The organism is Bacillus marasmi, assembly GCF_902168435.1.
Lineage (GTDB): Bacteria > Bacillota > Bacilli > Bacillales > Cytobacillaceae > Bacillus_BU > Bacillus_BU marasmi.
In genome coordinates this window covers 315,115-339,284 of the sequence record NZ_LR656164.1, presented here as the reverse complement: position 1 = coordinate 339,284, position 24,170 = coordinate 315,115, and the positions used below count along the sequence as shown (strand labels likewise).

The following is a 24,170-nucleotide window of genomic DNA, read 5'->3' as shown; positions in this document are numbered from 1 at the left end:
ATCTGCCAAAATACAATGATTTTTCTTAAATAGACGGAAAAAGTCCCCTTATTTCTAAGAAAATATGGGTGTTAGCCAAATTAACGGGAATTTTTCCACTTATTTTCATCATTCAAACGCAGAATCAACATAGACCTAATTTTTAACTCTTCACCTTCTTATGCAGCTCGTACAATGTGTTCATTGCTTGGAGCGGTGTCATGTCCAACAGGTTTAATTCCTTTAATTGATCTATAACTTTACGTTCTTTAGAATCAAGGTCTTTGTCTTTCTTTTTCGGATGCTCTAATTCTGCAAAAAATGAAAGCTGAGCGTCTTCAATGATTGAAGGCTCCGGATTCGGTTTTGGCTCTGATTTTGGCAATTGTTCTAGCTCTGGCTTTGTCTGGTCACTTAATTCTCCAACCGCTTTTCGCGTAGGAATATGCTGTTTTGGCTCAACCTCTTTATCTTCCAATGTTAGAAGAATTTCATTTGCCCTCGTAATGACCTCTTGCGGCAATTCAGCAAGTTGAGCTACATGAATACCGTAGCTTTTGTCTGCAGCGCCTTCTTTAATTTTATGAAGGAAGACGACTTTACCATTTTGCTCAATTGCGCTAACGTGGACGTTTTTCAAGCGCGGTAAGCTTTCATCTAATATCGTTAATTCGTGATAATGGGTTGAAAATAACGTTTTCGCCCCGATTCGGTCATGAATATACTCAATCATCGCTTGTGCTAGCGCCATTCCATCATAAGTTGAGGTCCCTCTGCCGATTTCATCGAATAAAATCAAGCTAGATGCTGTCGCGTTCGTAATCGCATTTTTCGCTTCAAGCATCTCGACCATAAACGTACTTTGACCGGAAATTAAATCATCGGCCGCGCCAATTCGTGTGAAGACTTGGTCAAATATCGGCAGAACAGCTTCCGCCGCTGGGACATAGCAGCCAATTTGCGCTAAAATTGCTGTTAGCGCGACCTGACGCATGTACGTACTTTTACCAGACATATTCGGTCCAGTGATTAACAGGATTTCACGTTCATTGTCCATATGACAATCATTTGGAACGTATTCCTGCGCATTCATCACTTTTTCCACGACAGGATGACGCCCGTCTACTAGGTGAATTCTTCTTTCCTCAGAAAACTGTGGTTTTACATAATGACGCTCTTCACTCACAGTCGCGAAGCACTGCAGCACATCGAGCTCACTGATTCGCTTCGCTAAGCCTTGCAGATTAGGAATATATTCTTTAATTCTTTCACGAATTTCTGTGAACAGCTCGTATTCGAGCTCAACGATTTTTTCCTCTGCTTTTAAAATTAATGCTTCCTTCTCCTTTAACTCCGGAGTGATAAAACGCTCAGCATTCGATAACGTCTGTTTCCGTTCATATTGGTCATTTGTGAGCAAATGCAGATTAGCACGGGTGATTTCAATATAATAACCAAACACACGGTTATAACCGACTTTTAGCGATTTAATGCCCGTTTTTTCGCGTTCCTCACGCTCTAGCTGGGCAATCCATGACTTCCCATTTCGGCTCGCATCCCGATACGTATCAAGCTCCTCGTTGTAGCCATCCTGAATGATGTTCCCCTCTTTAAGGGATAACGGCGGATTTTCAACTAACGCTCTTTCCAATAAATCCGTAACCTCTTCACATGGATCAAGCTGCTCTGCTAGCGTAACTGCAGATTCATTTGGAAGGCTTGCCATTAATTGTTTAATCGCAGGAATTTGCCACAACGAGCGCTTCAGTTGGACTAAATCACGGGCATTTACGTTACCAAAAGCAACGCGCCCAGAAAGTCGTTCGAGATCGTAAACCTCGGTTAATTTTTCGCGCAGGTCCTGCCGTTCAAAATAATGAGTCAAAAATGTCTCGACAAGGGAATGGCGACGTTCAATGCCTTCGCGACTGATGAGCGGTCGATCAACCCATTGTTTTAAGAGACGGCCACCCATTGCCGTTTTTGTTTCATCCAATAGCCATAAGAGCGAGCCCTTCTTCCCTTTCGAGCGAATCGTTTCCGTTAACTCTAAGTTTCGTTTCGAATAATAATCTATTTTCATAAATTGCTGGATTTCGTATGGAACTACAGGTTGCAAGTGGTCTAAGCTCCGCTTTTGCGTTCGATATAAGTAATTTAACAGACGCGTCACTGTTTGAATCATGTTAGGCTGATCCAAATTCTTCAATAAATGTTGATTACCCTCGGCTTCAGTTGTATCATCTTCAATTGAAAGCGTCACGACTGAGCGCTCACGAATTTTGCGCTGAAGCTCGTCTGGAAAATCTGAAGCGGCCACAACCTCCTTAGCACCAGAAATCGATAATTCATTTAATACTTCATCAAAGGCACCCGTTAATAATGCGACTCGGTTTTCCCCTGTCGATAAATCATTATAAGCAAAACCGTAAGTTCCATCTGCAAAAATCGAAATGGAAGCGAGGTAATTGTTTTCTTTTTCATTCAAACCGCGCCCTTCCATTACCGTACCCGGTGTGATTAATTGGACGACCTCTCGCTTAACAACCCCTTTTGCTTGGCGGGGATCCTCAACCTGCTCGCAGATCGCCACCTTATAGCCTTTCTCAATTAACTGCTCGATATATTGGGCTGCTGAGTGATGTGGGACGCCACACATCGGAATTCTTTCCGTGGAGCCACCATCCCTGCTAGTCAGCGTAATTTCCAATTCTTGCGATGCTTTGATGGCATCGTCAAAAAACATTTCGTAAAAATCACCAAGGCGAAAAAATAAAAAGGCATCTTTGTAGTCTGCCTTTACCTGTAAATATTGTTGTATCATCGGCGTATATGCTGCCATATTTTCCTCCAACATTCTCTTATCTTCTGTTCTTTTTCGACATCTAATTATACCATAACGGTTGGAGCTTGAAGATATGAAACCTTTACCTGTTTTGAATGGAACCAAATTTAGGTGGATATGGGTAAAAGGCGATTAAATCGTGATTTTGGCGATTAAATCCACAAATCGGCGTTTATTATGCAATTTTGGCGATTAAATTCATAAATCGGCGATTATTTCGCAATTTTGGCGATTAAATTCAAAAATCGGCGATTATTATGCAATTTTGGCGATTAAATCCATAAATCGGCGATTAAAATCAGTATCAGTGATTATTTCCTTTTCAGCGATTAAAAACAATTCATAAGTAAGCATACATATAAAAAGAAAAACTAGGAAGTGGGACCTTCCTAGTTCTGGTTTATTTATCCTTTTTTTCTTTTAGGAAATCAGGATTAATATCTTTGAACTCGTCGTCTAAATCCGTTCCCCAATCATCGTCTTTGCTGACGCATTTTCCTGGATTGACGGCTACACAAACCTTTGTTTCACCAATCACTTCAACAAGAAATTCTCTTTCAACGTGGACGATGATTTTATTTCCACTTTGGGAAATGACTGCTTCGCAGCAATTTGGTTGTTGAAGCACGCGGGCGATAACTTCTTGGTCGTCAAAACTACCAGGGTCGCGATGCTTAAGCTTTACGACATCCTCATATCTGACACATTCAGTAACGACTTCTGTTTTTGTATTATCACAATAAGAATACCAAACGTTAATGTCATAAGTTCCCTTGATTTCTACAGTTTTGCCGACCTTTTTCGCCTCGTATTTATGGTTAATGATCCAACAGCCGAGAATGCTGGACGGATCGTGATCGGGGCATATGGTGTGTTTTGACTGTGTATATTTACGTCCCTTCGCCACAACCGCTTTTGTAATAATCTCTCTGTATTCTCCCATTGCGAGCGAACCTCCTCATTCATTTTCAATTCATCCTATGCGAGATATTAGACTAGTGTGCGACAATTTTAACCGTTGCGGTAAATGTTTAGGCATAGTTCATAGTATGAATTTTCCGAAGAGTGGTTCCGAAAAATGGGCTGTCCTGATTATGTTTCTCTAAAAAATAAAGGAGCCAGAATAGTGACATTCTGAACTCCTTTTGTTAAAAGTATCATTTTTTATTCATGGTCGTGGTCATGATCATGGTGGTGACAGCTGCTGCTTGCAACGGCTGCACCGGTTTTACCTTCAAGTAAATCTCCACCAGTAGAATTAATGATTTCGTCAGTTACTGTGTTTGAGATTGTTGAAGCAATAATTTGAAGAATTTCATTCACTTCGATTTGAGATTGCTTAAACTCTTTTACAATCGGAATCTCGTCAAGTTCTGCTTCTAATTTTGCAATTTTATCCTCAACATTTTGTAAAGCATTTTCTTTACCATAATGATGAAGATTCACAGCTTGTTTTTGTAAGCCTTTAATCGTTTTGATTGTTTGAGCAATCTTTTCATTTTCATGAATTTTAGCTTCTGCTTTTTTGAAAAATTCCACTTCGTCTGTTTCAGCAACCATTTGAGCAAGTTCTTTTGCACGTGCTACGATATCATCTTTAGTATATTTCGCCATTCTCCTACACCTCTACTCGTTCTATTTCTTCTACGATTTCTCCGTTTAATGACCATGTTTTCGCATCGGTAATCTTAACTTTCACAATTTTTCCAATTGCTGTTTTTGGACCGATGAAGTTAACCAGTTTACTTTTACGAGTATAACCAGCTAGTACATCAGGGTTATTCTTGCTTTCCCCTTCAACTAGGACTTCAACAATTTGTCCCTCATATTTTTTAAGCGCCTCAGCAGAAAGCTCATTAACTAAGTTGTTGAGACGTTGTAACCGTTCTTTTTTCACTTTCATTGGCACGTTGTCCACCATTTTTGCAGCAGGTGTTCCTTCACGAGGCGAGTAAATAAACGTATAGGCTGCCTCGTAGCCAACTTCGCGATAAAGTGATAATGTTTCTTCAAATTGCTCATCCGTTTCATTCGGATAGCCGACAATAATATCAGTTGTTAATGCGACATCAGGAATCGCTGCTTTAATTTTACGAACAAGCTCAAGATATTGCTCACGGTTATATTTTCGCGCCATAATTTTCAACACATCAGTTGAACCTGATTGAACCGGAAGATGAATATGCTCCATCAGATTACCTTTTTTCGCTAATACTTCAATTAAGTGATCGTCGAAATCACGTGGATGGCTTGTTGTAAAACGGATGCGCGGAATACCGATATGACGGATTTCCTCCATTAAGTCACCTAAACCATACTTCATGTCCGCAAAGTCTTTTCCATATGCGTTTACGTTTTGACCTAATAATGTAATTTCCTGATAGCCTTGCGCTGCCAAGTTACGCACTTCTTGGATAATATCATCAGGGCGACGGCTTCTTTCTTTACCGCGTGTAAATGGCACGATGCAATACGTACAGAACTTATCACAGCCGTACATGATGTTAACCCACCCTTTAATATTACCGCGACGTACCTTCGGAAGGTTTTCGATTACATCGCCTTCCTTCGACCAAACTTCAACAACCATTTCTTTTGCCATATATGCTTCTTGAAGAATATGCGGTAAACGGTGGATGTTGTGAGTTCCAAAAATCATATCAACATGCTGATGCTTAGAAAGAATCTTGTTTACAACTGATTCTTCTTGCGACATACAGCCACACACACCAAGTAAAAGGTCAGGTTTTTCCAACTTTAATGGTTTAAGATGACCAATTTCTCCAAACACCTTATTCTCTGCGTTTTCACGGATCGCACAAGTATTTAATAGAATCACATTCGCATCTTCGACTGAATCAGTAGGCTCATAGCCAAGGCTTAAGAAAATACCCGCCATAACCTCTGTATCATGTTCATTCATTTGGCAGCCGTAAGTACGAATATAGAACTTTCTACCATCACCCATGCCCCTGAATTCTTCAGGAATCGAGAAATCTTTATGATACTTAACTTCTTCTTTTCCGCGCGATTTGGCTTCTTTTAATGATGGTGCTGCGTACACAGTCTCAAAGTATTGGCTGTAATCCTTTGCGGATTTTTTGTCCGAAGAATTAGCAGCCTCCACTTGTTGACCTTCTAAACGTTGCTTTTCATTCATTGAATTGTATTGCTCCTTCCATATTACAGTAAAGTGTAACTCGGGGTCATATCTGCCAGATTTTTCGAGCATTTACGACCTTTTGTAAAAATAAAAAAATCACTTACTTTCCATTAATACCATAAGTGACAAAACACATACACATTATAATAGTATATAGGCAAAAATGCCTGAAAACAATAAAAAACCTTTCCGTAACGATGTGGAATGTTTTAGAGTGCAGTGTGGGCTGATGAAGAAACCAACTTGTAAGGTGTTAGATTGCGAGAGAACATTTATCCGCGCTTTTTGGTCGTTTATCCGACGTTTTGAGTTGTTTATCCGACGTTTCGGACTGTTTATCCGACGTTTCGGACTGTTTATCCGACGTTTCGGACTGTTTATCCGACGTTTCGGACTGTTTATCCGACGTTTCGGACTGTTTATCCGACGTTTCGGACTGTTTATCCGACGAAAATCATCATTTATCCGATTTTCGACAAATAACGACGCATCTATCTTCCTTTGTCGACCCCAACCCGCAAAAAAACGGCAACGACTAATTAGTCGCTGCCGTTCGATAATTCTTATTCTGTAACTGGTTTCTTCAAAAATCCGATTAATAGCGCACTTACTAGAGTCCCTGCGATAATCGCCACTAAATACATCAACCAGTTACCCTCAACTAATGGCACAACGAACATGCCACCATGCGGTGCTCGTATACCAACATTGAACATCATTGACATTGCACCTGTCACTGCAGCCCCTGCCATAATCGCAGGAATCACTCGAATCGGATCGCCTGCTGCAAATGGAATGGCACCTTCAGTTATAAATGATAAGCCCATTATATAATTAGCTTTACCGGCATCTTTCTCTTGCTTAGTAAATTTATTTTTAAACAATGTAGTTGCTAAAGCGATGGCTAGAGGTGGAACCATTCCGGCTGCCATAATAGCCGCCATTGGTTCATAAACCCCATTAGCTAATAAGCCAGTTCCAAACACATAGGCTGCTTTATTAACAGGGCCACCCATATCAAACGCCATCATTAAGCCAAGAATAGCCCCAAGAACGACTGCATTTCCTGTACCGATTCCAGATAACCAATCTGTTATTGCATCATTTAATAAAGCAACTGGTTTATTTATACCAAAAACCATCATAAAGCCTGTCAATGCAATACCTAACAATGGATATAATAGAATCGTTTTAATTCCTTCTAATGAAGCAGGTAAGCTACCTAATAACTTTTTCAATCCGACAACTACATAACCCGCTAAGAAACCTGCGATAATACCACCTAGGAAACCTGCACCACCGGCAGCTGCCAAAATCCCTCCAACCATACCTGGAGCAAATCCTGGTCGATCAGCTATACTTAATGCAATAAAACCAGCTAAAACTGGAACGATAAAGCCAAAGGCTCCGTTGCCACCACCAATGGTCATTAGTGCTTCAGCAATGACATTATAAGATGGATCGTCTGGGTTTGCGGAATTATAGCCAAACATAAATGAGATTGCAATAAGAATTCCACCACCGACAACAAATGGAAGCATATTGGAAACACCATTCATTAAATGTTTGTAGATGGTTGCGCCAATGCTTCGTCCTTTTTGCACATCCATTGATTTTTCTGAAGTCTCACTAGCTTTGGGATTGTAAATCTGTGCGTCTTGATTGACTGCACGAGTAATCAGTTCCTCAGGCTTTCGGATTCCATCGGCTACAGCGGTTTCAATTACGTGTTTGCCTTTGAAACGGGCCATTTCTACCATTTTATCGGCAGCTACAATGACTGCTGTTGCTCTTTCTATATCATCTGCTGTTAATATATTCTTGGCACCGCCAGACCCATTTGTTTCTACTTTAATATCAATCCCTAGTTCCCTAGCTTTAGCTTTGAGGGAATCAGCAGCCATATAAGTATGGGCAATACCTGTCGGGCATGCTGTTACGGCAACGATAAACTGTTTCTTGTCTGCCATACTTTGTTCTTCCGGTTCCGCTTCATTGTCGAAGCTATCAATAATCGCAATCACTTCTCTTGCACTTGATGCACGGCGAAGTTCCTCACGTGCTTCTTCATTCATTAATATCGATGAAAGTCGTGATAGAGCTTCTAAGTGTGTATTATTTGCTCCTTCAGGCGCTGCAATCATAAAAAATAAAAAGGCAGGCTGGCCGTCAAGAGATTGATAGTCTACACCTTGCTCTGACCTACCGAATGCAATCGCTGCTTGTTTTACCGCAGTTGTTTTTGCATGGGGGATCGCTATTCCCTCCCCGATACCTGTTGTGCTTTGTTCTTCGCGGGCAATGATGGCAGCTTTGTATGCATTTTTATCAGATAATTTCCCAGCCTTGTCGAGAACTTCAACAAGAGTATCAATAGCATTGGCTTTACTACTCCCCGAGATTGATAGGGTGACGGTCTCTTCTGTTAATAATTGTGTGATTTTCATAGAGCTCTCTCCTCATGTCGTTGTATCTTTATGTTTTCAAGTAACTGTTCTACTTCTTCAAGGCTGCAAAGACCAATTGAAAATGCCGTCGCACTCCCTGAAGCCACACTATATTGAAACGCCTTTTGCACATCCCCTGATTCCTGGAATTTTGCTAAAAAACCTGCAACCATTGAATCTCCAGCTCCGACAGAGCTTTTTACTTTACCATTTGGGACATTCGCTATTAATGATACTTCCTTATTAATAAAAACAGCTCCGTCTCCAGCTAGAGAGACAATGACGTTTTCAGCGCCCTGTTCAATTAGTTTTTTTCCATAATATATGGCTTCTTCACAAGTCGCTATTTTTGTATGAAAGATTTCACCAAGTTCATGATGATTTGGTTTAATAAGGAACGGTCTAAAGGGAAGTACGTTTGTCAATAGCTCCCCTTCTGCATCTACAACAAAGCTCGTACCATTATTGACGCAAAGTCTAACCAATTCCTCATATGTGGATTTCGGCATTGATGATGGTATGCTGCCGGCCAATACAAGCATGTCTTGCGCAGTTAACTGCTTGATTTTATCCATGAGAGCCTGAAGATCAGCATGGGATATTTTTGGACCCTTCGCATTTATTTCGGTCTCAGATTCTGCTTTTAGCTTGATATTTATCCTTGTATCTTCATTTACTTTGACAAAATCAGTCTGAATTGCTTCACGATTGAGGTATTCTTCAATATAACGCCCGGTGAATCCACCAATAAAACCAAGGGTCTGACTTGCAATACCCATCCTTTTTAATACTCGTGAAACATTTATTCCCTTTCCTCCAGGAAACTTATCCTCATGGTTGGATCGATTGAGTCCTCCGGGCTTGAGGCTTTCTAATTGAACTATATAATCAACTGAAGGGTTTAATGTTACGGTGTAAATCATGATGTCACAACCTTAATCGTAGTTTTGCTATGGTATAATTCACTTATTTCTTGGTCTAAATAGTTTGTAATAATCATTGCCTGCTTGAGGTCGGCAATTTTTGCGAATGCAATTTCAGAGAATTTTGAGTCATCTGCGACAACAAATGCCTCCCGACTTAGCTCGAGAGCTTTTTGCTTCACCATCGCCTCTTCTTGATCAGGAGTGGTGTATCCGTACTGCGAATGTATGCCATTTACCCCGAGAAAGCATTTGTCAAAGCGATATTGTTCAAGGCTTAGCAAAGCGCCACGGCCTATTAATGCGCCAGTTTTCTTTTTCGCTTGTCCGCCAATCAGGAAAAGCTCTATATCTTTTTCCATAAGTTGTCCGACATGCATTAAGCCATTTGTTACTACGACAATATTTTTCGGTAGATAGGAAATCATTTCGATAGTTGTTGAACCAGCATCTAGATAAATACAGTCCCCTTCTTCGACTAGGTTGGCTGCATATTGTGCGATTAATTTTTTTGTTTGAAGGTTTTTGGATGATTTTTCAGTCATGCTCATTTCCTGCAGTTTTCCCTGCAATCTTTGAGCACCACCATGGATCCTTTTTAAATATTTCTCTTCCTCCAATTGCGTCAAATCGCGACGAATCGTTGATTCTGAGCTATTCGTTAACTCTACTAACTCTTGAATTTTGATCGTATTTTTCTCTTTTAATATTTTTAAAATCAGTTGGTGACGTTCGGGAGTTAACATTTTCTCACCTCTTTAATGATATCTTACTGTAACCGATTGCAAAAATCAATCAATTTCTTTCATCAACATTCAAAAACAATCATTATTATTGACAGATTTTGAACGATTCTAGCTTTTCCCTATTTTTTTAAAACATGCAAAAAACCCCGCCAGGCGAACCTGACGGGGTTGTGACTCAAAATTATACGAATTCTTCAACTAGCTTGTCGAAGTAATCTTGATCTATTTTAAGATTAGCTTCTGTTAATGGTTTTTCTGAGTAACCTTTGATTAAATCCTGATAAGATTTTCTATCTTTATTTTGGTAGATTAATCCAGTTACTAGACCATCTTTTTCCATTAACGTTTGCATAGCCATTTGGCGGTTTGATGGATCATATCCTTCAACTTCGCTCAATTTTGTTAAATTCTCTTTGAACCAGTCATATGTGTTTACTTTATTATAAGTTACACAAGGGCTGAATACGTTGATTAATGAGAAACCTTCATGCTTGATTCCAGCTTCAATTAACGCAGTAAGTTCTTTTAAGTCGGTTGAGAAACTTTGTGCTACGAAAGTCGCACCAACTGTTAATGCCATCTCCATTGTTGAAAGTGGTTGTTCAACAGATCCTAGTGGAGTTGATTTAGTTTTGAAACCTGCATCAGAGCGAGGTGAAGTTTGACCTTTTGTTAAACCGTAAATATGGTTATCCATTACGATATAAGTGATGTTAATGTTACGACGAATCGCATGAACAGTATGACCTGTACCAATTGCGAATCCATCTCCGTCTCCACCAGCAGCAAGAACTGTTAAGTCACGGTTAGCCATTTTCACACCTTGTGCAATTGGTAGTGCACGACCGTGAATGCTGTGGAAGCCATATGAGTTAATGTAACCTGAGATACGACCAGAACAGCCGATACCTGAGATTACTGCTAAGTTTTCTGGTTCTAAACCAACGTTTGCTGCTGCACGTTGCATTGCAGCTTGTACCGAGAAATCTCCACATCCAGGACACCAGTTTGGTTTCACATCATTTCGAAAGTCTTTAAATGTGGCCATTTAGAACAACTCCTTGCATTTTGAATAAACTTCATGCGGCAAGAACGGATTTCCGTCATATTTTAGTATTTTAACTAATTTATGTGCACCAGCGATATTCATTTTCATAATGTTTGCTAGTTGGCCTGTCGCATTGTTTTCAATTACTGCAATTTTCTTTGCAGAATCGATTAGAGGCTGCATTTCATCAACTGGGAATGGGTAGATTAAGCGAACATGAGCATGGTTCACTTTCAATCCATCTTTTTCTAAACGCTCAATTGCTTCTTCAATGGCACCTCTAGTTGAATTGAAACCAACGATTAACAAATCAGCTTCCTCATGTGGAGCATTTTTGTAAACAGGTGTATTAAAGTTGATGTTTTCGATTTTTCTAAAACGCTTATCCATTTGTGCAATACGGTTTGCAGAAGATTCAGAAGGTTTACCTGTTTCCGCATGTTCAACACCAGTTACGTGGTGGATACCGTTTTTCATTCCTGGAATTACACGTGGAGAAACTCCATCTTCAGTCACTTCATAGCGCTTGAAGTAACCGTTTACTTCTGGAAGCTCGTCTTGTACTAGTTTACCACGACGAATTTCTACTTTATTTAATTGTAGTGGTTCTACAGTTTGTTTACCTAATGATAATTGCAAGTCTGATAGAACAATAACCGGACATTGATATTCTTCTGCTAAGTTAAATGCTTCAGCAGTATCATAGAATGCTTCTTCAACAGTACTTGGTGCCATTACAATTTTAGGAATCTCACCATGTGTACCATAGATCATTGCCATTAAGTCTGATTGTTCTTGTTTAGTTGGAAGACCTGTCGATGGACCTCCACGTTGTGTATCAACGATAACGATTGGTGTTTCAGTAATACCAGCTAGTCCGATAGCTTCCATTTTTAATGAAAGTCCAGGTCCTGAAGATGCAGTTAATGTACGAACTCCACCGTAGTTACCACCGATTGCCATTGTTACAGCTGCGATTTCGTCTTCTGTTTGGATAACTGCTCCACCGATTGCTGGTAATTTTTTAATTAAGTACTCCATGATTTCAGATGCAGGAGTGATTGGGTATGCTGCCATGAAACGGCATCCACCAGCAAGTGCTCCCATAGCGATTGCATCGTTACCAATCATGAATAGACGTTTTTGGCCGTCTGCTTTTTCAAGTTGCATGGTTTCAACGCTACCAAGCTTTTCTTTCATATATTCAAAACCAGTACGAATTGCTTCCATGTTTTTATCTACAACTTGTTGACCTTTTTTGCCGAAGATTTCGCCAACTACTTCTTCAAACACTTGAATGTCAAGGTCAAGTACTGCACTGGTAGCTCCAATAGCGACCATGTTCTTCATTAAAGATGTACCAAGTTCAGTTGCGATTTCAGTAAATGGAACCGCATACAATGAAGCATTAGTGTCTTCCGGTTGTTGTGGATTAAACTTTGAGTCTGCCATAATAACTCCGTTGTCGTGGAGTTCTTTATAGTTTAGATCAATCGTTTCTTGGTCAAAAGCCACCAAAATGTCAAGATCATCTGAGATGGAACGAACTTCTTTCGTACTTACGCGGATTTTATTGTTTGTATGACCGCCTTTAATACGAGATGAAAAGTGACGATAACCATACAAATAGTAGCCCAAACGATTTAAGGCTATAGAGAATATTTCTCCTGTACTTTCTATGCCTTCCCCTTGCTGCCCGCCAACTTTCCATGAAAGCTGATTAATCATTTCTTACACCCCTTTGGATACGTTAAGAAAATATGTAGAATATTAACAATATTAACATTCTAAGTGTAGCACCTTCCTAAACAATTCACTAGAAATTAACCTTAATATATAGATAAAATTTCTTAAAAAAATATTAAAGTGTGGTACTAAACGATTACAATTCTAGACCTTACTGTAAAAAAATGCAACCCTAAAAGCCGAAATTTTGACGAAAATGTGAATATTTTTTTATTTGTTGGAAAATACTATATATGGTCTGTGCCTAATGAATAAATATTCATATTATACTCCTTAAAAAAACCCTTATAAATAAGGGTTTTCACTCTATTTACAGTTGTAATATTCCATTAATGGCTTGTATAAATTGTATGAATCAGGATATTTTAAAATAGTTTTATTCTGTTTCAGTCAAACATTTCATGCTTCTGTGTCATTTTATGCAAAAAAAAGAACCTGTTTGCCTACTTGCAACAAACAGGTTTTTTGTATATACTTCTGTCTTTTCGTAAATATTTTTTTAAAAAAAACAACTAAAGTTTATCGACTTTCAATTTTTTCCGAAGATTCCTTCATCTGGGTTCGACAATAAGCTTTATCGCAGTTCGTTCTTCGTTGTCAATTTTAATATCAGTAAATGCCGGGATACAAATTAAATCGACTCCACTTGGTGCAACAAAACCTCTTGCGATCGCAACTGCCTTTACGGCTTGATTCAATGCACCCGCGCCGATAGCTTGAATTTCTGCAGCGCCTCTTTCTCGTAGAACACCCGCAAGCGCACCAGCTACAGAATTAGGATTAGATTTTGCTGAAACTTTTAATATCTCCATTCCTGGCTCCCCCTCGTTTAATTCCCGATCCCGCATGTTCAATTGCTTGAACAAATCAGGTGTAAATCATTCCATTGCTACTATATTCGCAATTTAGGGGAGTTATTCCAGCTTGGACGAAAAAAATCAAGCTGTAAATCTTCGAGATTGATGTACTGCTTCAAACAATTTTGATGCAAGAATTATATTCTCCTAATTATGTCTTAGGAGAAAAATGGGTGATCGTCGTTGATTAATATACGTTCGATTTTCTTTGCATTTCCGGTTTTTTTATCTATATCAATTAGAACGGCACTCAGTTGAGTTCGACCTTCCTTAGGGACCTCAAATCTGCTCGGCAGTGCTGTTAAAAATCTTTTTAACACGGCATCTCTTTCGACACCAAGAATACCGTCATACGGGCCTGTCATGCCGACATCACTGATGTAAGCAGTTCCACCAGGTAAAATCCTTTCATCGGCTGTCTGGACGTGTGTATGGGTTCCTACGATAGCTGAAATTCTTCCATCCAAATACCAACCAATTGCTTGCTTTTCACTCGTTGCCTCGGCATGAAAATCAACAAAAATGAACGGAGTTCTTTTTCGTGCCTCTTCAACGAGCTCGTCTGCCTTTTTAAACGGACAATCAATTGCTGGCATAAAGGTTCGGCCTTGTAAATTGATGATTGCCACTTCTTCTTGATTGATTTTTAAATAGGTAATCCCCTTGCCTGGAACTTCCTCAGGAAAATTAGCAGGGCGTACTAAGTACTTAGCCTTATCAATGAATTCAAATATATCTCGATTATCCCAAGAGTGGTTGCCAAGCGTAACGGCTTGTGCGCCCACTTCGAGGAAACTGCGGTAGATGGCCTCCGTAATTCCGCGCCCTCCTGCAGCGTTTTCACCATTAATTACGGTTATGGTCGGACGATATTTTTCCTTTAACTTTGGAACATACTCCTTCACCATGTCACGTCCAGGTGAACCAACAACATCTCCAACAAACAAAATTCTCATGATTATATCCTTTCTACATACCGTTTTCTGTTTTTCATTTTAGCATAGATTGAAGCAAAAGCGATAACACACCAAAGCTCGAATAGTTGCTACACATTATCTATGCCAATGCCTTGTTTTCTGGTGCCGCGTTGAAATTATGTACTCAATAGCACTCATTGGTGTCTTATTTTGTGGTGAAGCATTGAAAATAAGTACTCAATAGCACTCATTGATATCTTGTTTTCTCGTGAAGCATTGAAATCGAATACTCAACAGGACTTATTGATGCCTTGTTTTGTAGTGCCGCTTTGAAATTAAATACCCAATAGCACTCATTGGTGTCTTATTTTCTGGTGAAGCATTGAAATTAAGTACTCAATAGCACTCATTGGGGCCTTATTTTGTGGTGAAGCTTTGAAATTAAGTATTCAATAGCATTTATTGAGACTTTTTTTCTGGAGTTTACTAAAATTAATCCATTAAAAAAAGCGGCGCAGAAGCACCGCTTTATTTTGCATATTCTACAGCTCTTGTTTCCCGGATAACGGTCACTTTTATATGACCAGGGTAATCAAGCTCTTCTTCAATTCTCTTTCGAATATCTCGCGCAAGTCGATGTGCTTCCAAGTCGTCGATTTGTTCCGGTTTAGCAATAATCCGAATTTCACGACCTGCCTGAATAGCAAATGACTTTTCAACGCCATCAAACGACTCAGAAATCTCTTCAAGCTTTTCGAGTCGACGAATATAGTTTTCAAGAGTTTCACTACGCGCACCTGGTCTTGCAGCAGATAATGCATCCGCAGCAGCAACAAGTACCGCAATGGTTGATGTTGGCTCGGTATCACCATGGTGAGAAGCAATACTGTTAATAACGACTGGGTGTTCCTTGTACTTCGTAGCAAGTTCTACCCCAATTTCAACGTGGCTTCCTTCCACTTCATGGTCAATCGCTTTACCAATATCGTGTAGTAATCCGGCACGACGCGCTAATGTTTCATCTTCACCTAACTCAGCAGCAAGTAATCCTGAAAGCTGAGCGACTTCGATTGAATGCTTTAACACGTTTTGGCCATAACTTGTCCGAAACTTTAATCGTCCAAGAATTTTAATTAGATCCGGATGGAGCCCATGAACTCCTACTTCAAACGTAGTATGTTCACCTATTTCGCGGATATGCTCGTCTACCTCACGGCGAGCTTTATCCACCATTTCTTCAATACGTGCAGGATGGATACGTCCGTCTTGAACAAGCTTATCAAGTGCTAAACGAGCCGTTTCTCTTCGAATAGGGTCAAATCCTGACAAAATAACAGCTTCTGGAGTGTCATCAATAATCAAGTCGATTCCTGTTAACGTTTCAAGAGTACGGATATTACGTCCTTCGCGCCCAATGATTCGGCCTTTCATTTCATCATTTGGAAGGTTAACAACTGATACAGTCGTTTCTGCTACATGGTCAGCAGCACAACGTTGAATCGCAAGTGACAGAATTTCTTTTGCCTTCTTATCAGATTCTTCTTTTGCGCGATACTCACTTTCCTTAATCATAACAGCAGTATCATGTGCTAATTCCTGTTCCATACGGTCTAAAATGATGTTCTTAGCCTCTTCACGAGATAAGCCCGAGATTCGTTCTAATTCAGCCTGTTGCATACGTACCATCTCGTCCACTTTGCTTTCCATCTCTTCAATATGCTGTTGTCTTTGGTTAAGAGCATCCTCTTTCTTCTCTAATTGGGCTTCACGTTTGTCTAACGATTCGTCCTTTCGATCTAGATTCTCCTCTTTTTGCAGCAACCGGTTTTCTTGTTTTTGCAGTTCATTTCTTCGTTCTCGAACCTCACGTTCAGCTTCTGTACGAAGCTTGTGAATTTCATCCTTTGCTTCTAACAGTGCTTCCTTCTTTAACGCTTCAGCTTCGCGCTTTGCATCTTCTAAAATCTGCTCTGCAGCATTAGTTGCACCAGCAATCTTTGCTTCAGCAATGGACTTACGAATAAAATAGCCAACAACCGCACCGACGAATAGGCCAAGCAAAATGGAGATGATCGCAATTGGTTCCATCGTTCCACCTCCTCTTGCTATGATCTTGTAATGCATTTCTTAACTTGTCGGCATGTACACTGGTTTCTAAGGTCAATATACAGCACGAGGGCTTTTAAGCTTTCACATACTCATAAAAATGTAAAATATACATTTTCAATTGTAAAGCTGTGGATTTTCATTGTCAAGGGTTTGACCCCTATGATTACTATGTTTGCCAAATTGTGGAGTATATATTGCATTTTTTGGAAATATTTTTTGTGATTTTTCATTTCCTTCAGGAAAAGTTCGAACAAACCAACACATATGCAGTCCATTTTTCCTGAAACTAGCGAACATATTTACAAAATGAAACACGTCCTTATTTCATAATAATGAAATATATTACAACTTTGGTAACTTTATTTAATATTAAAAAGCAGCAAAGCAATTGAACAAAGCTTTGCTGCTCTATTTCATTATGTTAGTCTAGTAATTCAAATTCTTCTTGATCATCTGGTTCTTCGGTAACAACCTTATCACCATCAAGATTGTAGTGGTCACGGATTTTCTGAAGAATTTCCTTGCGTGTTTCTTTATTTTCCTTTAAATAAAGCTTGGCATTTTCACGACCTTGTCCTACACGCTCATCATTGTATGAGTACCAAGAACCGCTTTTTTGAACGATATCAAGGTCTGATCCCATATCGACGATTTCACCTTCAATTGAAATACCTTCACCGTACATAATATCAACTTCCGCTACACGGAATGGAGGTGCTACTTTATTTTTAACAACCTTAATTTTTGTTTTATTTCCGACAATATCGTTACCTTGTTTTAATTGTTCGGCACGGCGAACTTCAAGTCGTACAGTTGAGTAGAACTTAAGGGCACGTCCCCCTGGTGTTGTCTCTGGCAAATTCTATAGATTTTCCATTTCTATAGCGCGGACTATCTCTTCATCTCTGTAACAGAGAGCCTTGCACTTCCAGCAGTAGCCTATCCTCTGCCGTACCCTACTTAGTTTGCTTTTTTAGCACTTTTCGGTAGTCTCTATACCTTCCTTATTTCATATAAGGCTTGGCACGGTATTACCCATTAAGATGGAGGGCTTCACCGTTAGCAGCTATTATAGCCACACCCCTAGGCAATAGGGTTCACAAGGTTTTTTAACTTGCTATCACTAGCAAGGGAAACCCAGAGTAAATTTCTTAATCTTGTTTATTACAGCTTCTCCTTATAAGTTTGTTCCTATAAAGATAAAACCATGGTGATTTTCAGATTAAGCAACTACAAGTTGATTTCCAAACATTATTCCAACTTTTTCACGAATTTGGTTAATAAAGATAGCGATTGTTTTGGATTTGTTGATCGCACCTGATAGTTTACGAAGTGCTTGTGACATTAAGCGTGCTTGTAAACCAACGTGTGAGTCACCCATTTCACCTTCGATTTCCGCCTTTGGTACTAGTGCAGCTACTGAGTCAATGACAAGAATGTCAACAGCTCCACTGCGAACAAGTGCTTCTGCGATTTCAAGTGCTTGTTCACCAGTATCTGGTTGAGAAAGCAATAGTTCATCAATGTTTACACCCAAGTTTTGGGCATAAACTGGATCAAGAGATAGCGATAGGTAACAGACATCCTCGGCTTCCCCGTTAGGAGCTGTTTTCCCCCGCCTCACACCGTACGTGCGAGTTTCCCCGCATACGGCGTTCCATCAATAGTTATGCGATTTGCTCGACTAATTTCTTCCTAAAACTTTCAATCCTTTTAACCACCATAGGCGGTATCCCTGTTAATTCTTTTACGTTATGGATTCGATAATGACACGGTTTACACACTGTTGCCAAATTCGCAACCTTATTAATCTCGTTCAGTGGTAAATATGGTTTTACATGGTGAATATTCACCGTTTCTCCAGTGACGAAATCACCGCAGCACCTGCATTTTCCCCTATCCCGATTGAAAGTATATCCTCTGTTCATTAGGTATTCAAAATTATATATTTGGCTTTTTGTGTCATAGGCGATTAAAACCGATTGGATGTCATTGAAGATAGAGTCAGCCCTATATAAAGCCGCTTTCTTCTTTGACCTTTTTGCGTAATGTTCTCTTCCATCTGTTGTGTATGGCGTTTCTGTTAATTTCTTCTTCGGAACCATTTGCCATATTGCAAAAGCTATGGAAGTGATACCAACAACTATTTTATCCTTTTCGGTTATATGCTTTTTAGGTATTCGTTTAGGCACTACATATTCAATTGCCGCAATTTGTTCGGTTCTTTCTTCGTGAACTTCCCTTAAATTGTCTGTTTTGTTTGCCGGAGTCCATTTTGCACCATACTTCTTTAATGCCTTATAAGAAGCATATTTCAGTGTTTCTCTGTACTTCCGAAGAACTTCATTTACACCATCAGCCGCTGAGTAGTAATTAATTATTCCTCTAATTTGGGAATTGATAAGATTTATATCACTAATTAAGAACTCTTTGTTTTTGGCGTATTTTAATCTCCTGATCGCTTTACGTAATTCTTTTACTTTCAGGTCAATTCGTTCTTCATCCGGCGTTACTTTCGGCAAAATCCCATGTGTTGCTTTTCCGCGATTACTGAGCATTTTAATCTTAAATCCTAAGAACTTTAGAGGTTTCTTTCTTGCATCGGTTATTAATGTCTTTTCTTCCGAAAGCCGAAGTTTTAATGTATTTCCCAGATATTCTCCTATCCGGTATTTCCACTTTTCAGCGTCCGTTTTACTTCGACATACAATAACCCAATCATCGGCATAGCGTACTAAATACGCTGGCTTCAGTGTCGAATGATGTTTTAACGTAGAAATTTTAGACGATTGGCTTACAAAGCTTTTCCTAGTCCTCTTGTTATACCACTCTTTTGTTATCCACATATCCATACGATGTAAATATACATTAGCTAACAATGGAGAAATAATTCCTCCTTGTGGTGTTCCAAGTTCATTCCTACTACATTCATTCATTATTCCGGCTTTAAGCATTTCTTTTATAATCATCAAGATCCGCTTATCCCTTATTCCCATAGACCATAAGGTTTTCAGAAGAATACGGTGATTAACTTCATCAAAGAATTTGCTTATATCACCTTCGATACACCATGTGTACCCTGTCCGTCTCATAATATGGTTAAGGTATTCAACCGCCTGTCCTGCTTCTCTCATGGGTCTAAACCCGTAAGAGTGGTCATAAAACTGGGCTTCAATTATAGGCTCTATTACGCCTCTAATCAGTTCTTGTATAACCCTGTCTATGATAGCCGGAATACCAAGTGGTCTGAATTCACCTTTCTTACCTGTCTTCGGAATATGTTTTCTTCTTACAGGCAATGCTTTGTAATTATCCAGTTTCTTTTTGACCCCTTCGACTACCTCACGATAATCTTTGACCAAAATATCCTCCATGACAATTCCATCGCTTCCAGGTGTTTTACTACCTTTATTTGCTTTTAGCTTGTGTATTGCTGTCATTATCACTGCATCGCTTTTAACGATTTCGAGAAGCCCTTTAAAACTAGGGCGTTTGTTTCTTTCCAAACATTCTTTTGTTTGGTTATAAAATTTATCTTGCAGGGATTTGTATTCGGCTTCTGTTTTTGGTCTTGACAAGTTCTTGTACCCCCTTCAATCGTGTATTACTACACGAAACGCTTTGAAGGATTGCAGGTTTTAGTCAGTTGTGCTCATTGAAATCGATTCGATTCCTTAACGGCTTCCTTGTCAGTTTAGTCGCAAATCTACTCTTGTAACATAACTACTAACTATGCCCCTTCGGTCCACACCTTATTATCAGTGCTTCATACCTACTACGGGCTGCTGCCACCGAGATTCATCAGTCATTTCCTACTGATTAGTGTCATTGGTTCCGCAACCTTAACATCCACTTCTCGGCTTCATTTGTTCCGTATGACTTAGCTTTACATATTCCCTTAGCGTCCAACTCTAACCCGCCAGCAAAGAATTCAACCACTGCGAGAGGTTTAAATTCCCGAATAACCTTTACTGGTTAAACACAGATTTTGCAAACACGAATACAAAATCCACTACTGGTCATCCATTCGGATGTGAGTACCTTCATTTTGGTATCTCCACGCCTTTCGAGCCGTACTTCCGTTGGTTCGTTCTAGTCCAGAGGACCCTCTACGCATAGGAATTTTCTAGCCCCCCGACTACTCCTGTACCATCTCAGGTCAAGTTTCGCCGTCCTCTCCGAGCTTCACACCATGATAAACACGGATTTATCAAAGCATGTCGGGGTATTAGGGTAGGAATGCTCGCATTCATCCTAAGCAGGTATTTCACCTGCCAAATTAGCCATACAGTTCGGACTGGAACCACAGGTTTGAGGTGAGGGTATAAACCTCAGTGGTCATTATCGTCCGGCTAAGCTTTAGCTCAATGTTTCCATTGAATTTAACTTAGCAACAAATCGCACCATGCTCAGCATCAATAAACGCCGCTTGTCCGCCAGTAGCTTGTACTTCAGCGATTGCGTGAAGGGCTACAGTTGTTTTACCAGAGCTTTCCGGACCATATATTTCAATTATTCTACCCCGAGGATACCCACCTACTCCAAGTGCTACGTCAAGGGCAAGTGAACCACTTGAGATAGTGGAAATCTTGCGGTCGGTTTGCTCTCCAAGCTTCATGATAGAGCCTTTACCAAATTGTTTTTCTATTTGCTTTAGCGCCATTTCTAAGGCAGCTTTACGATCATTAGCCAATATTGTTCCTCCTTTATCATTACAAGGAAGAAAAAGCTGCTTACTCTGTACGTTTCATTAGTTGTATCACTATGTAAAAATTAGTTAAGCATGTATGTGCTGTACTATACTTTCCTAGTGATAATCTTTCCCTAAGACGTACGTTTCACCTCTTTCCCTTCCTTGTCTCATCTCAAAACCTATTTATAATATAACTGCTTTTTTTATGTTTGTCCACAAAAACATCGAACATTTATTCGCTTTTTATCAAGCCAAATTTTAAACAAAAAATCACTTTTTCCCCTAGGGAAACTCCGAGTATGAGGGGGTAAAACAAGGCTAAAATGCAATTTTACTATAAAAACGAAAATTTAGTGACTCAACGTGATATTCCATAAATCCCCCTTATCCCCAGTAATCCACTTAAACTCATTAAAGCAGTTTCATATAAATCCTTCGGGGACTTGTATCGTTACAGCACGATGTAAAAATCTCATCCTCCGGGCACGATAAGCCCTCTATCGTTACCGCTGACCGAAAAAATCTCAAACCTCGGGCACGATAAATCTCATCTCCCAGGCCAGCACTCCGCGGTCACTGCACAGAAAAAAACAGAGCACCTATTCGGCACTCTGCGTCTCAGATAATCTCTTTATTAATAAGTAGAAGCCGTATTTAACGGTGCGGTTACGAATCGAATCTCTATTACCACCTAGCAACAATTGCTTAACCAAAGTAGGCTTACCTTCTTGATGGAGTCCAATAAAGACGGTGCCAACTGGTTTGCCCTCCTGCTCGTCTGGTCCGGCCACGCCGGTAAAGCTGATTCCGATTTTCGCTCCCATTAAGGTAGCAACATTGCGGGCGAGTTCGCGGGCACACACTTCACTAACAACCCCATCAACCTCAATTATTTCCTTGGAAACATTTAGCACATTGGATTTCACTTCATTCGTGTAACAAACAACTCCACCCTTTAACACCTTGCTTGCACCTGATACAGAGGTGATTTGCTGCTGAAACATTCCACCTGTTAAGGATTCAGCTACAGCAATCGTGATATTCTGCTGCTTTAATAGCTTCATTGCTTCTTCAAGTAGTGAAGTTTCATCATATCCATATATAAATTGCCCAACTCTCGCACGAATTTGCGCTTCTGTTATATCAAGTAACTTCTCAGCCTCAGAAATCGATCCGTTCTTCGCGGTTAATCGCAACGTGACTTCCCCGTCAGCTGCAAGCGGAGCAATAGTCGGATTGGTTTGCTGTTCAATTAAATCATCAATTTCTGTTTCCAAAGCAGCTTCGCCGATTCCGAAAAAACGTAGAACACGTGAAACAATATTTTCACGATCGGTCATTTTGGATAAAAGAAAATCATAACCGTAATGCGCCATCATCGGCTGCATTTCACTTGGAGGTCCTGGTAAAAGCATATAAATTCGTTTATCTGCAGTTACAGCCATTCCCGGTGCCATACCATGGTCATTAGGAAGCACCTGCGAGCCTTCAAGCACCATGGCCTGTTTCCGATTATTTTCCGTCATAGGACGATTGGTCTTTTCAAAATAGTACTCTATTGATTTTAAGGCCTCAGAATCATAGACTAATTTTTTACCTAAGTGAGCTGCGATCGTTTCTTTGGTTAAATCATCCTTTGTTGGTCCTAAGCCCCCCGTGATAATAATGAGGTTTGAGCGAGAGTCAGCAATTTCCAAAGCTGAAGTCAATCTCCCTACATTATCACCGACCACGGTGTGATAATACACATTGATTCCTAAATCGGCAAGCTCCTTTGATATAAACTGTGCATTACTATTGACGATTTGACCGAGCAAAAGCTCTGTCCCAACCGCAATGATTTCCGCATTCATAGCCTGCCTCCTTCACGTATTGAGTTATTTTGAATTAACGAGTACTTCACGATTTTTATAAAAATAATCCCAGCCAGACCAAATTGTAAAGATCAAGGCCACCCAAAGCGCAATCATATCAAATGGAAGATTAATCAATTCAAAAATCGTATTATGTAAGAGCAATGCAGAGATAGCCACGATTTGGGCCCAAGTTTTGATTTTCCCCAGCATATTAGCAGCGACAACTTCCCCTGTTCCTGCGAGGATTAAGCGTAGTCCTGTTACGGCAAATTCACGGCTGATAATCACAATGACAATCCAAGACGGTGCAAAACCTAGCTCAACCAATACAATTAATGCAGCTGATACAAGCAATTTGTCAGCAAGCGGATCTAAAAACTTGCCCATGTTCGTAACTAAATTATGCTTTCTTGCTAGATGACCGTCAATCCAGTCAGTTGTTGATGCAATGATAAAAATAAGTGCGCCTACAAAATGGGTGACTGGCATATCTGCTCCTAGGAAGCTCATCTCACCCCATGAAAAATCAACCAACATAATAACTAAAAATAATGGAATAAGCATAATTCGTGATACTGTAATCTTATTAGGTAAATTCATTTTATTCCCTCCAAAATATAAAAGCGGAAGCGGCTTGACCAGGGGCGACAGGCACAAGGCGAGCCGGCATGAAGGTCGTTCTTTGACCTTCGTGACGGATTGACTTGTGACCCCGAGCCCCTAGCCGCTGTAGCTGGATAAATAAAAGCGAAAGCGGCTTGACCAGGGGCGACAGGCACAAGGCGAGCCGGCATGAAGGTCGTTCTTTGACCTTCGTGACGGATTGACTTGTGACCCCGAG

Annotated in this window: 15 protein-coding genes and 3 pseudogenes; all 18 read right to left on the bottom strand. The window is 40.0% G+C overall.

Annotated features, from left to right (window positions below):
* Positions 1-142: 142 nt before the first annotated feature.
* A complete protein-coding gene (gene mutS, locus FXW34_RS01635) occupies positions 143-2,821 on the bottom strand; it encodes a DNA mismatch repair protein MutS (RefSeq protein ID WP_147532224.1) in 2,679 nt (892 codons plus the stop codon).
* 403 nt (positions 2,822-3,224) lie between these two features.
* Positions 3,225-3,767: an outer spore coat protein CotE gene (locus FXW34_RS01630; RefSeq protein WP_147532223.1), complete on the bottom strand. Its 543-nt coding sequence runs from the start codon at positions 3,765-3,767 to the stop codon at positions 3,225-3,227.
* Positions 3,768-3,988: 221 nt separating this feature from the next.
* Positions 3,989-4,438 carry a YlbF/YmcA family competence regulator gene (locus tag FXW34_RS01625; RefSeq protein WP_147532222.1) on the bottom strand — a complete coding sequence of 150 codons (450 nt, stop codon included), beginning with the start codon at positions 4,436-4,438 and terminating at the stop codon, positions 3,989-3,991.
* A gap of 4 nt (positions 4,439-4,442) precedes the next feature.
* Positions 4,443-5,984, bottom strand: coding sequence for a tRNA (N6-isopentenyl adenosine(37)-C2)-methylthiotransferase MiaB (miaB, locus tag FXW34_RS01620; protein WP_147532221.1), 1,542 nt, complete (start codon positions 5,982-5,984; stop codon positions 4,443-4,445).
* A 566-nt stretch (positions 5,985-6,550) separates the two neighbouring features.
* Positions 6,551-8,434 (bottom strand): PTS fructose transporter subunit IIABC, encoded by a 1,884-nt coding sequence (locus tag FXW34_RS01615; protein ID WP_147532220.1) that lies wholly within the window; start codon positions 8,432-8,434, stop codon positions 6,551-6,553.
* Positions 8,431-9,357: a 1-phosphofructokinase gene (gene pfkB, locus FXW34_RS01610; RefSeq protein ID WP_147532219.1), complete on the bottom strand. Its 927-nt coding sequence runs from the start codon at positions 9,355-9,357 to the stop codon at positions 8,431-8,433. The genes FXW34_RS01615 and pfkB overlap by 4 nt, the downstream gene beginning before the upstream one ends.
* Complete coding sequence (locus tag FXW34_RS01605) at positions 9,354-10,103, bottom strand: DeoR/GlpR family DNA-binding transcription regulator (protein ID WP_147532218.1); 750 nt, start codon at positions 10,101-10,103, stop codon at positions 9,354-9,356. The genes pfkB and FXW34_RS01605 overlap by 4 nt, the downstream gene beginning before the upstream one ends.
* Before the next feature lie 181 nt (positions 10,104-10,284).
* Positions 10,285-11,151, bottom strand: coding sequence for a 2-oxoacid:ferredoxin oxidoreductase subunit beta (locus tag FXW34_RS01600; protein ID WP_147532217.1), 867 nt, complete (start codon positions 11,149-11,151; stop codon positions 10,285-10,287).
* Complete coding sequence (locus FXW34_RS01595; RefSeq protein ID WP_147532216.1) at positions 11,152-12,879, bottom strand: 2-oxoacid:acceptor oxidoreductase subunit alpha; 1,728 nt, start codon at positions 12,877-12,879, stop codon at positions 11,152-11,154. It abuts the gene before it with no gap.
* Positions 12,880-13,448: 569 nt separating this feature from the next.
* Positions 13,449-13,709 (bottom strand): stage V sporulation protein SpoVS, encoded by a 261-nt coding sequence (gene spoVS, locus FXW34_RS01590; RefSeq protein ID WP_147532215.1) that lies wholly within the window; start codon positions 13,707-13,709, stop codon positions 13,449-13,451.
* Positions 13,710-13,912: 203 nt separating this feature from the next.
* Complete coding sequence (locus FXW34_RS01585; protein WP_147532214.1) at positions 13,913-14,710, bottom strand: TIGR00282 family metallophosphoesterase; 798 nt, start codon at positions 14,708-14,710, stop codon at positions 13,913-13,915.
* Between the two features lie 489 nt (positions 14,711-15,199).
* The gene (rny, locus tag FXW34_RS01580) at positions 15,200-16,759 is read right to left on the bottom strand and encodes a ribonuclease Y (RefSeq protein ID WP_147532213.1); all 1,560 of its coding nucleotides are present in this window, start codon (positions 16,757-16,759) and stop codon (positions 15,200-15,202) included.
* A 442-nt stretch (positions 16,760-17,201) separates the two neighbouring features.
* Positions 17,202-17,636: pseudogene (locus tag FXW34_RS01575) on the bottom strand (recombinase RecA family protein); the annotation flags it as partial.
* 384 nt (positions 17,637-18,020) lie between these two features.
* A pseudogene (locus FXW34_RS01570) lies at positions 18,021-18,344 on the bottom strand (recombinase RecA); the annotation flags it as partial.
* 103 nt (positions 18,345-18,447) lie between these two features.
* Positions 18,448-20,358, bottom strand: coding sequence for a group II intron reverse transcriptase/maturase (gene ltrA / locus FXW34_RS01565; protein ID WP_246140797.1), 1,911 nt, complete (start codon positions 20,356-20,358; stop codon positions 18,448-18,450).
* An 827-nt stretch (positions 20,359-21,185) separates the two neighbouring features.
* A pseudogene (locus FXW34_RS01560) lies at positions 21,186-21,443 on the bottom strand (recombinase RecA); the annotation flags it as partial.
* Positions 21,444-22,072: 629 nt separating this feature from the next.
* On the bottom strand, positions 22,073-23,326 hold the full coding sequence (locus tag FXW34_RS01555; RefSeq protein ID WP_147532212.1) for a competence/damage-inducible protein A: 1,254 nt from the start codon (positions 23,324-23,326) through the stop codon (positions 22,073-22,075).
* Positions 23,327-23,350: 24 nt separating this feature from the next.
* Positions 23,351-23,929, bottom strand: coding sequence for a CDP-diacylglycerol--glycerol-3-phosphate 3-phosphatidyltransferase (gene pgsA / locus FXW34_RS01550; RefSeq protein WP_147532211.1), 579 nt, complete (start codon positions 23,927-23,929; stop codon positions 23,351-23,353).
* Positions 23,930-24,170: the final 241 nt, after the last annotated feature.

Coding starts and splice junctions, on each gene's coding strand:
- mutS (WP_147532224.1), bottom strand. CDS start 2,821: ATGGCAGCATATACGCCGATGATACAACAATATTTACAGGTAAAGGCA.
- FXW34_RS01630 (WP_147532223.1), bottom strand. CDS start 3,767: ATGGGAGAATACAGAGAGATTATTACAAAAGCGGTTGTGGCGAAGGGA.
- FXW34_RS01625 (WP_147532222.1), bottom strand. CDS start 4,438: ATGGCGAAATATACTAAAGATGATATCGTAGCACGTGCAAAAGAACTT.
- miaB (WP_147532221.1), bottom strand. CDS start 5,984: ATGAATGAAAAGCAACGTTTAGAAGGTCAACAAGTGGAGGCTGCTAAT.
- FXW34_RS01615 (WP_147532220.1), bottom strand. CDS start 8,434: ATGAAAATCACACAATTATTAACAGAAGAGACCGTCACCCTATCAATC.
- pfkB (WP_147532219.1), bottom strand. CDS start 9,357: ATGATTTACACCGTAACATTAAACCCTTCAGTTGATTATATAGTTCAA.
- FXW34_RS01605 (WP_147532218.1), bottom strand. CDS start 10,103: ATGTTAACTCCCGAACGTCACCAACTGATTTTAAAAATATTAAAAGAG.
- FXW34_RS01600 (WP_147532217.1), bottom strand. CDS start 11,151: ATGGCCACATTTAAAGACTTTCGAAATGATGTGAAACCAAACTGGTGT.
- FXW34_RS01595 (WP_147532216.1), bottom strand. CDS start 12,879: ATGATTAATCAGCTTTCATGGAAAGTTGGCGGGCAGCAAGGGGAAGGC.
- spoVS (WP_147532215.1), bottom strand. CDS start 13,709: ATGGAGATATTAAAAGTTTCAGCAAAATCTAATCCTAATTCTGTAGCT.
- FXW34_RS01585 (WP_147532214.1), bottom strand. CDS start 14,710: ATGAGAATTTTGTTTGTTGGAGATGTTGTTGGTTCACCTGGACGTGAC.
- rny (WP_147532213.1), bottom strand. CDS start 16,759: ATGGAACCAATTGCGATCATCTCCATTTTGCTTGGCCTATTCGTCGGT.
- FXW34_RS01555 (WP_147532212.1), bottom strand. CDS start 23,326: ATGAATGCGGAAATCATTGCGGTTGGGACAGAGCTTTTGCTCGGTCAA.
- pgsA (WP_147532211.1), bottom strand. CDS start 23,929: ATGAATTTACCTAATAAGATTACAGTATCACGAATTATGCTTATTCCA.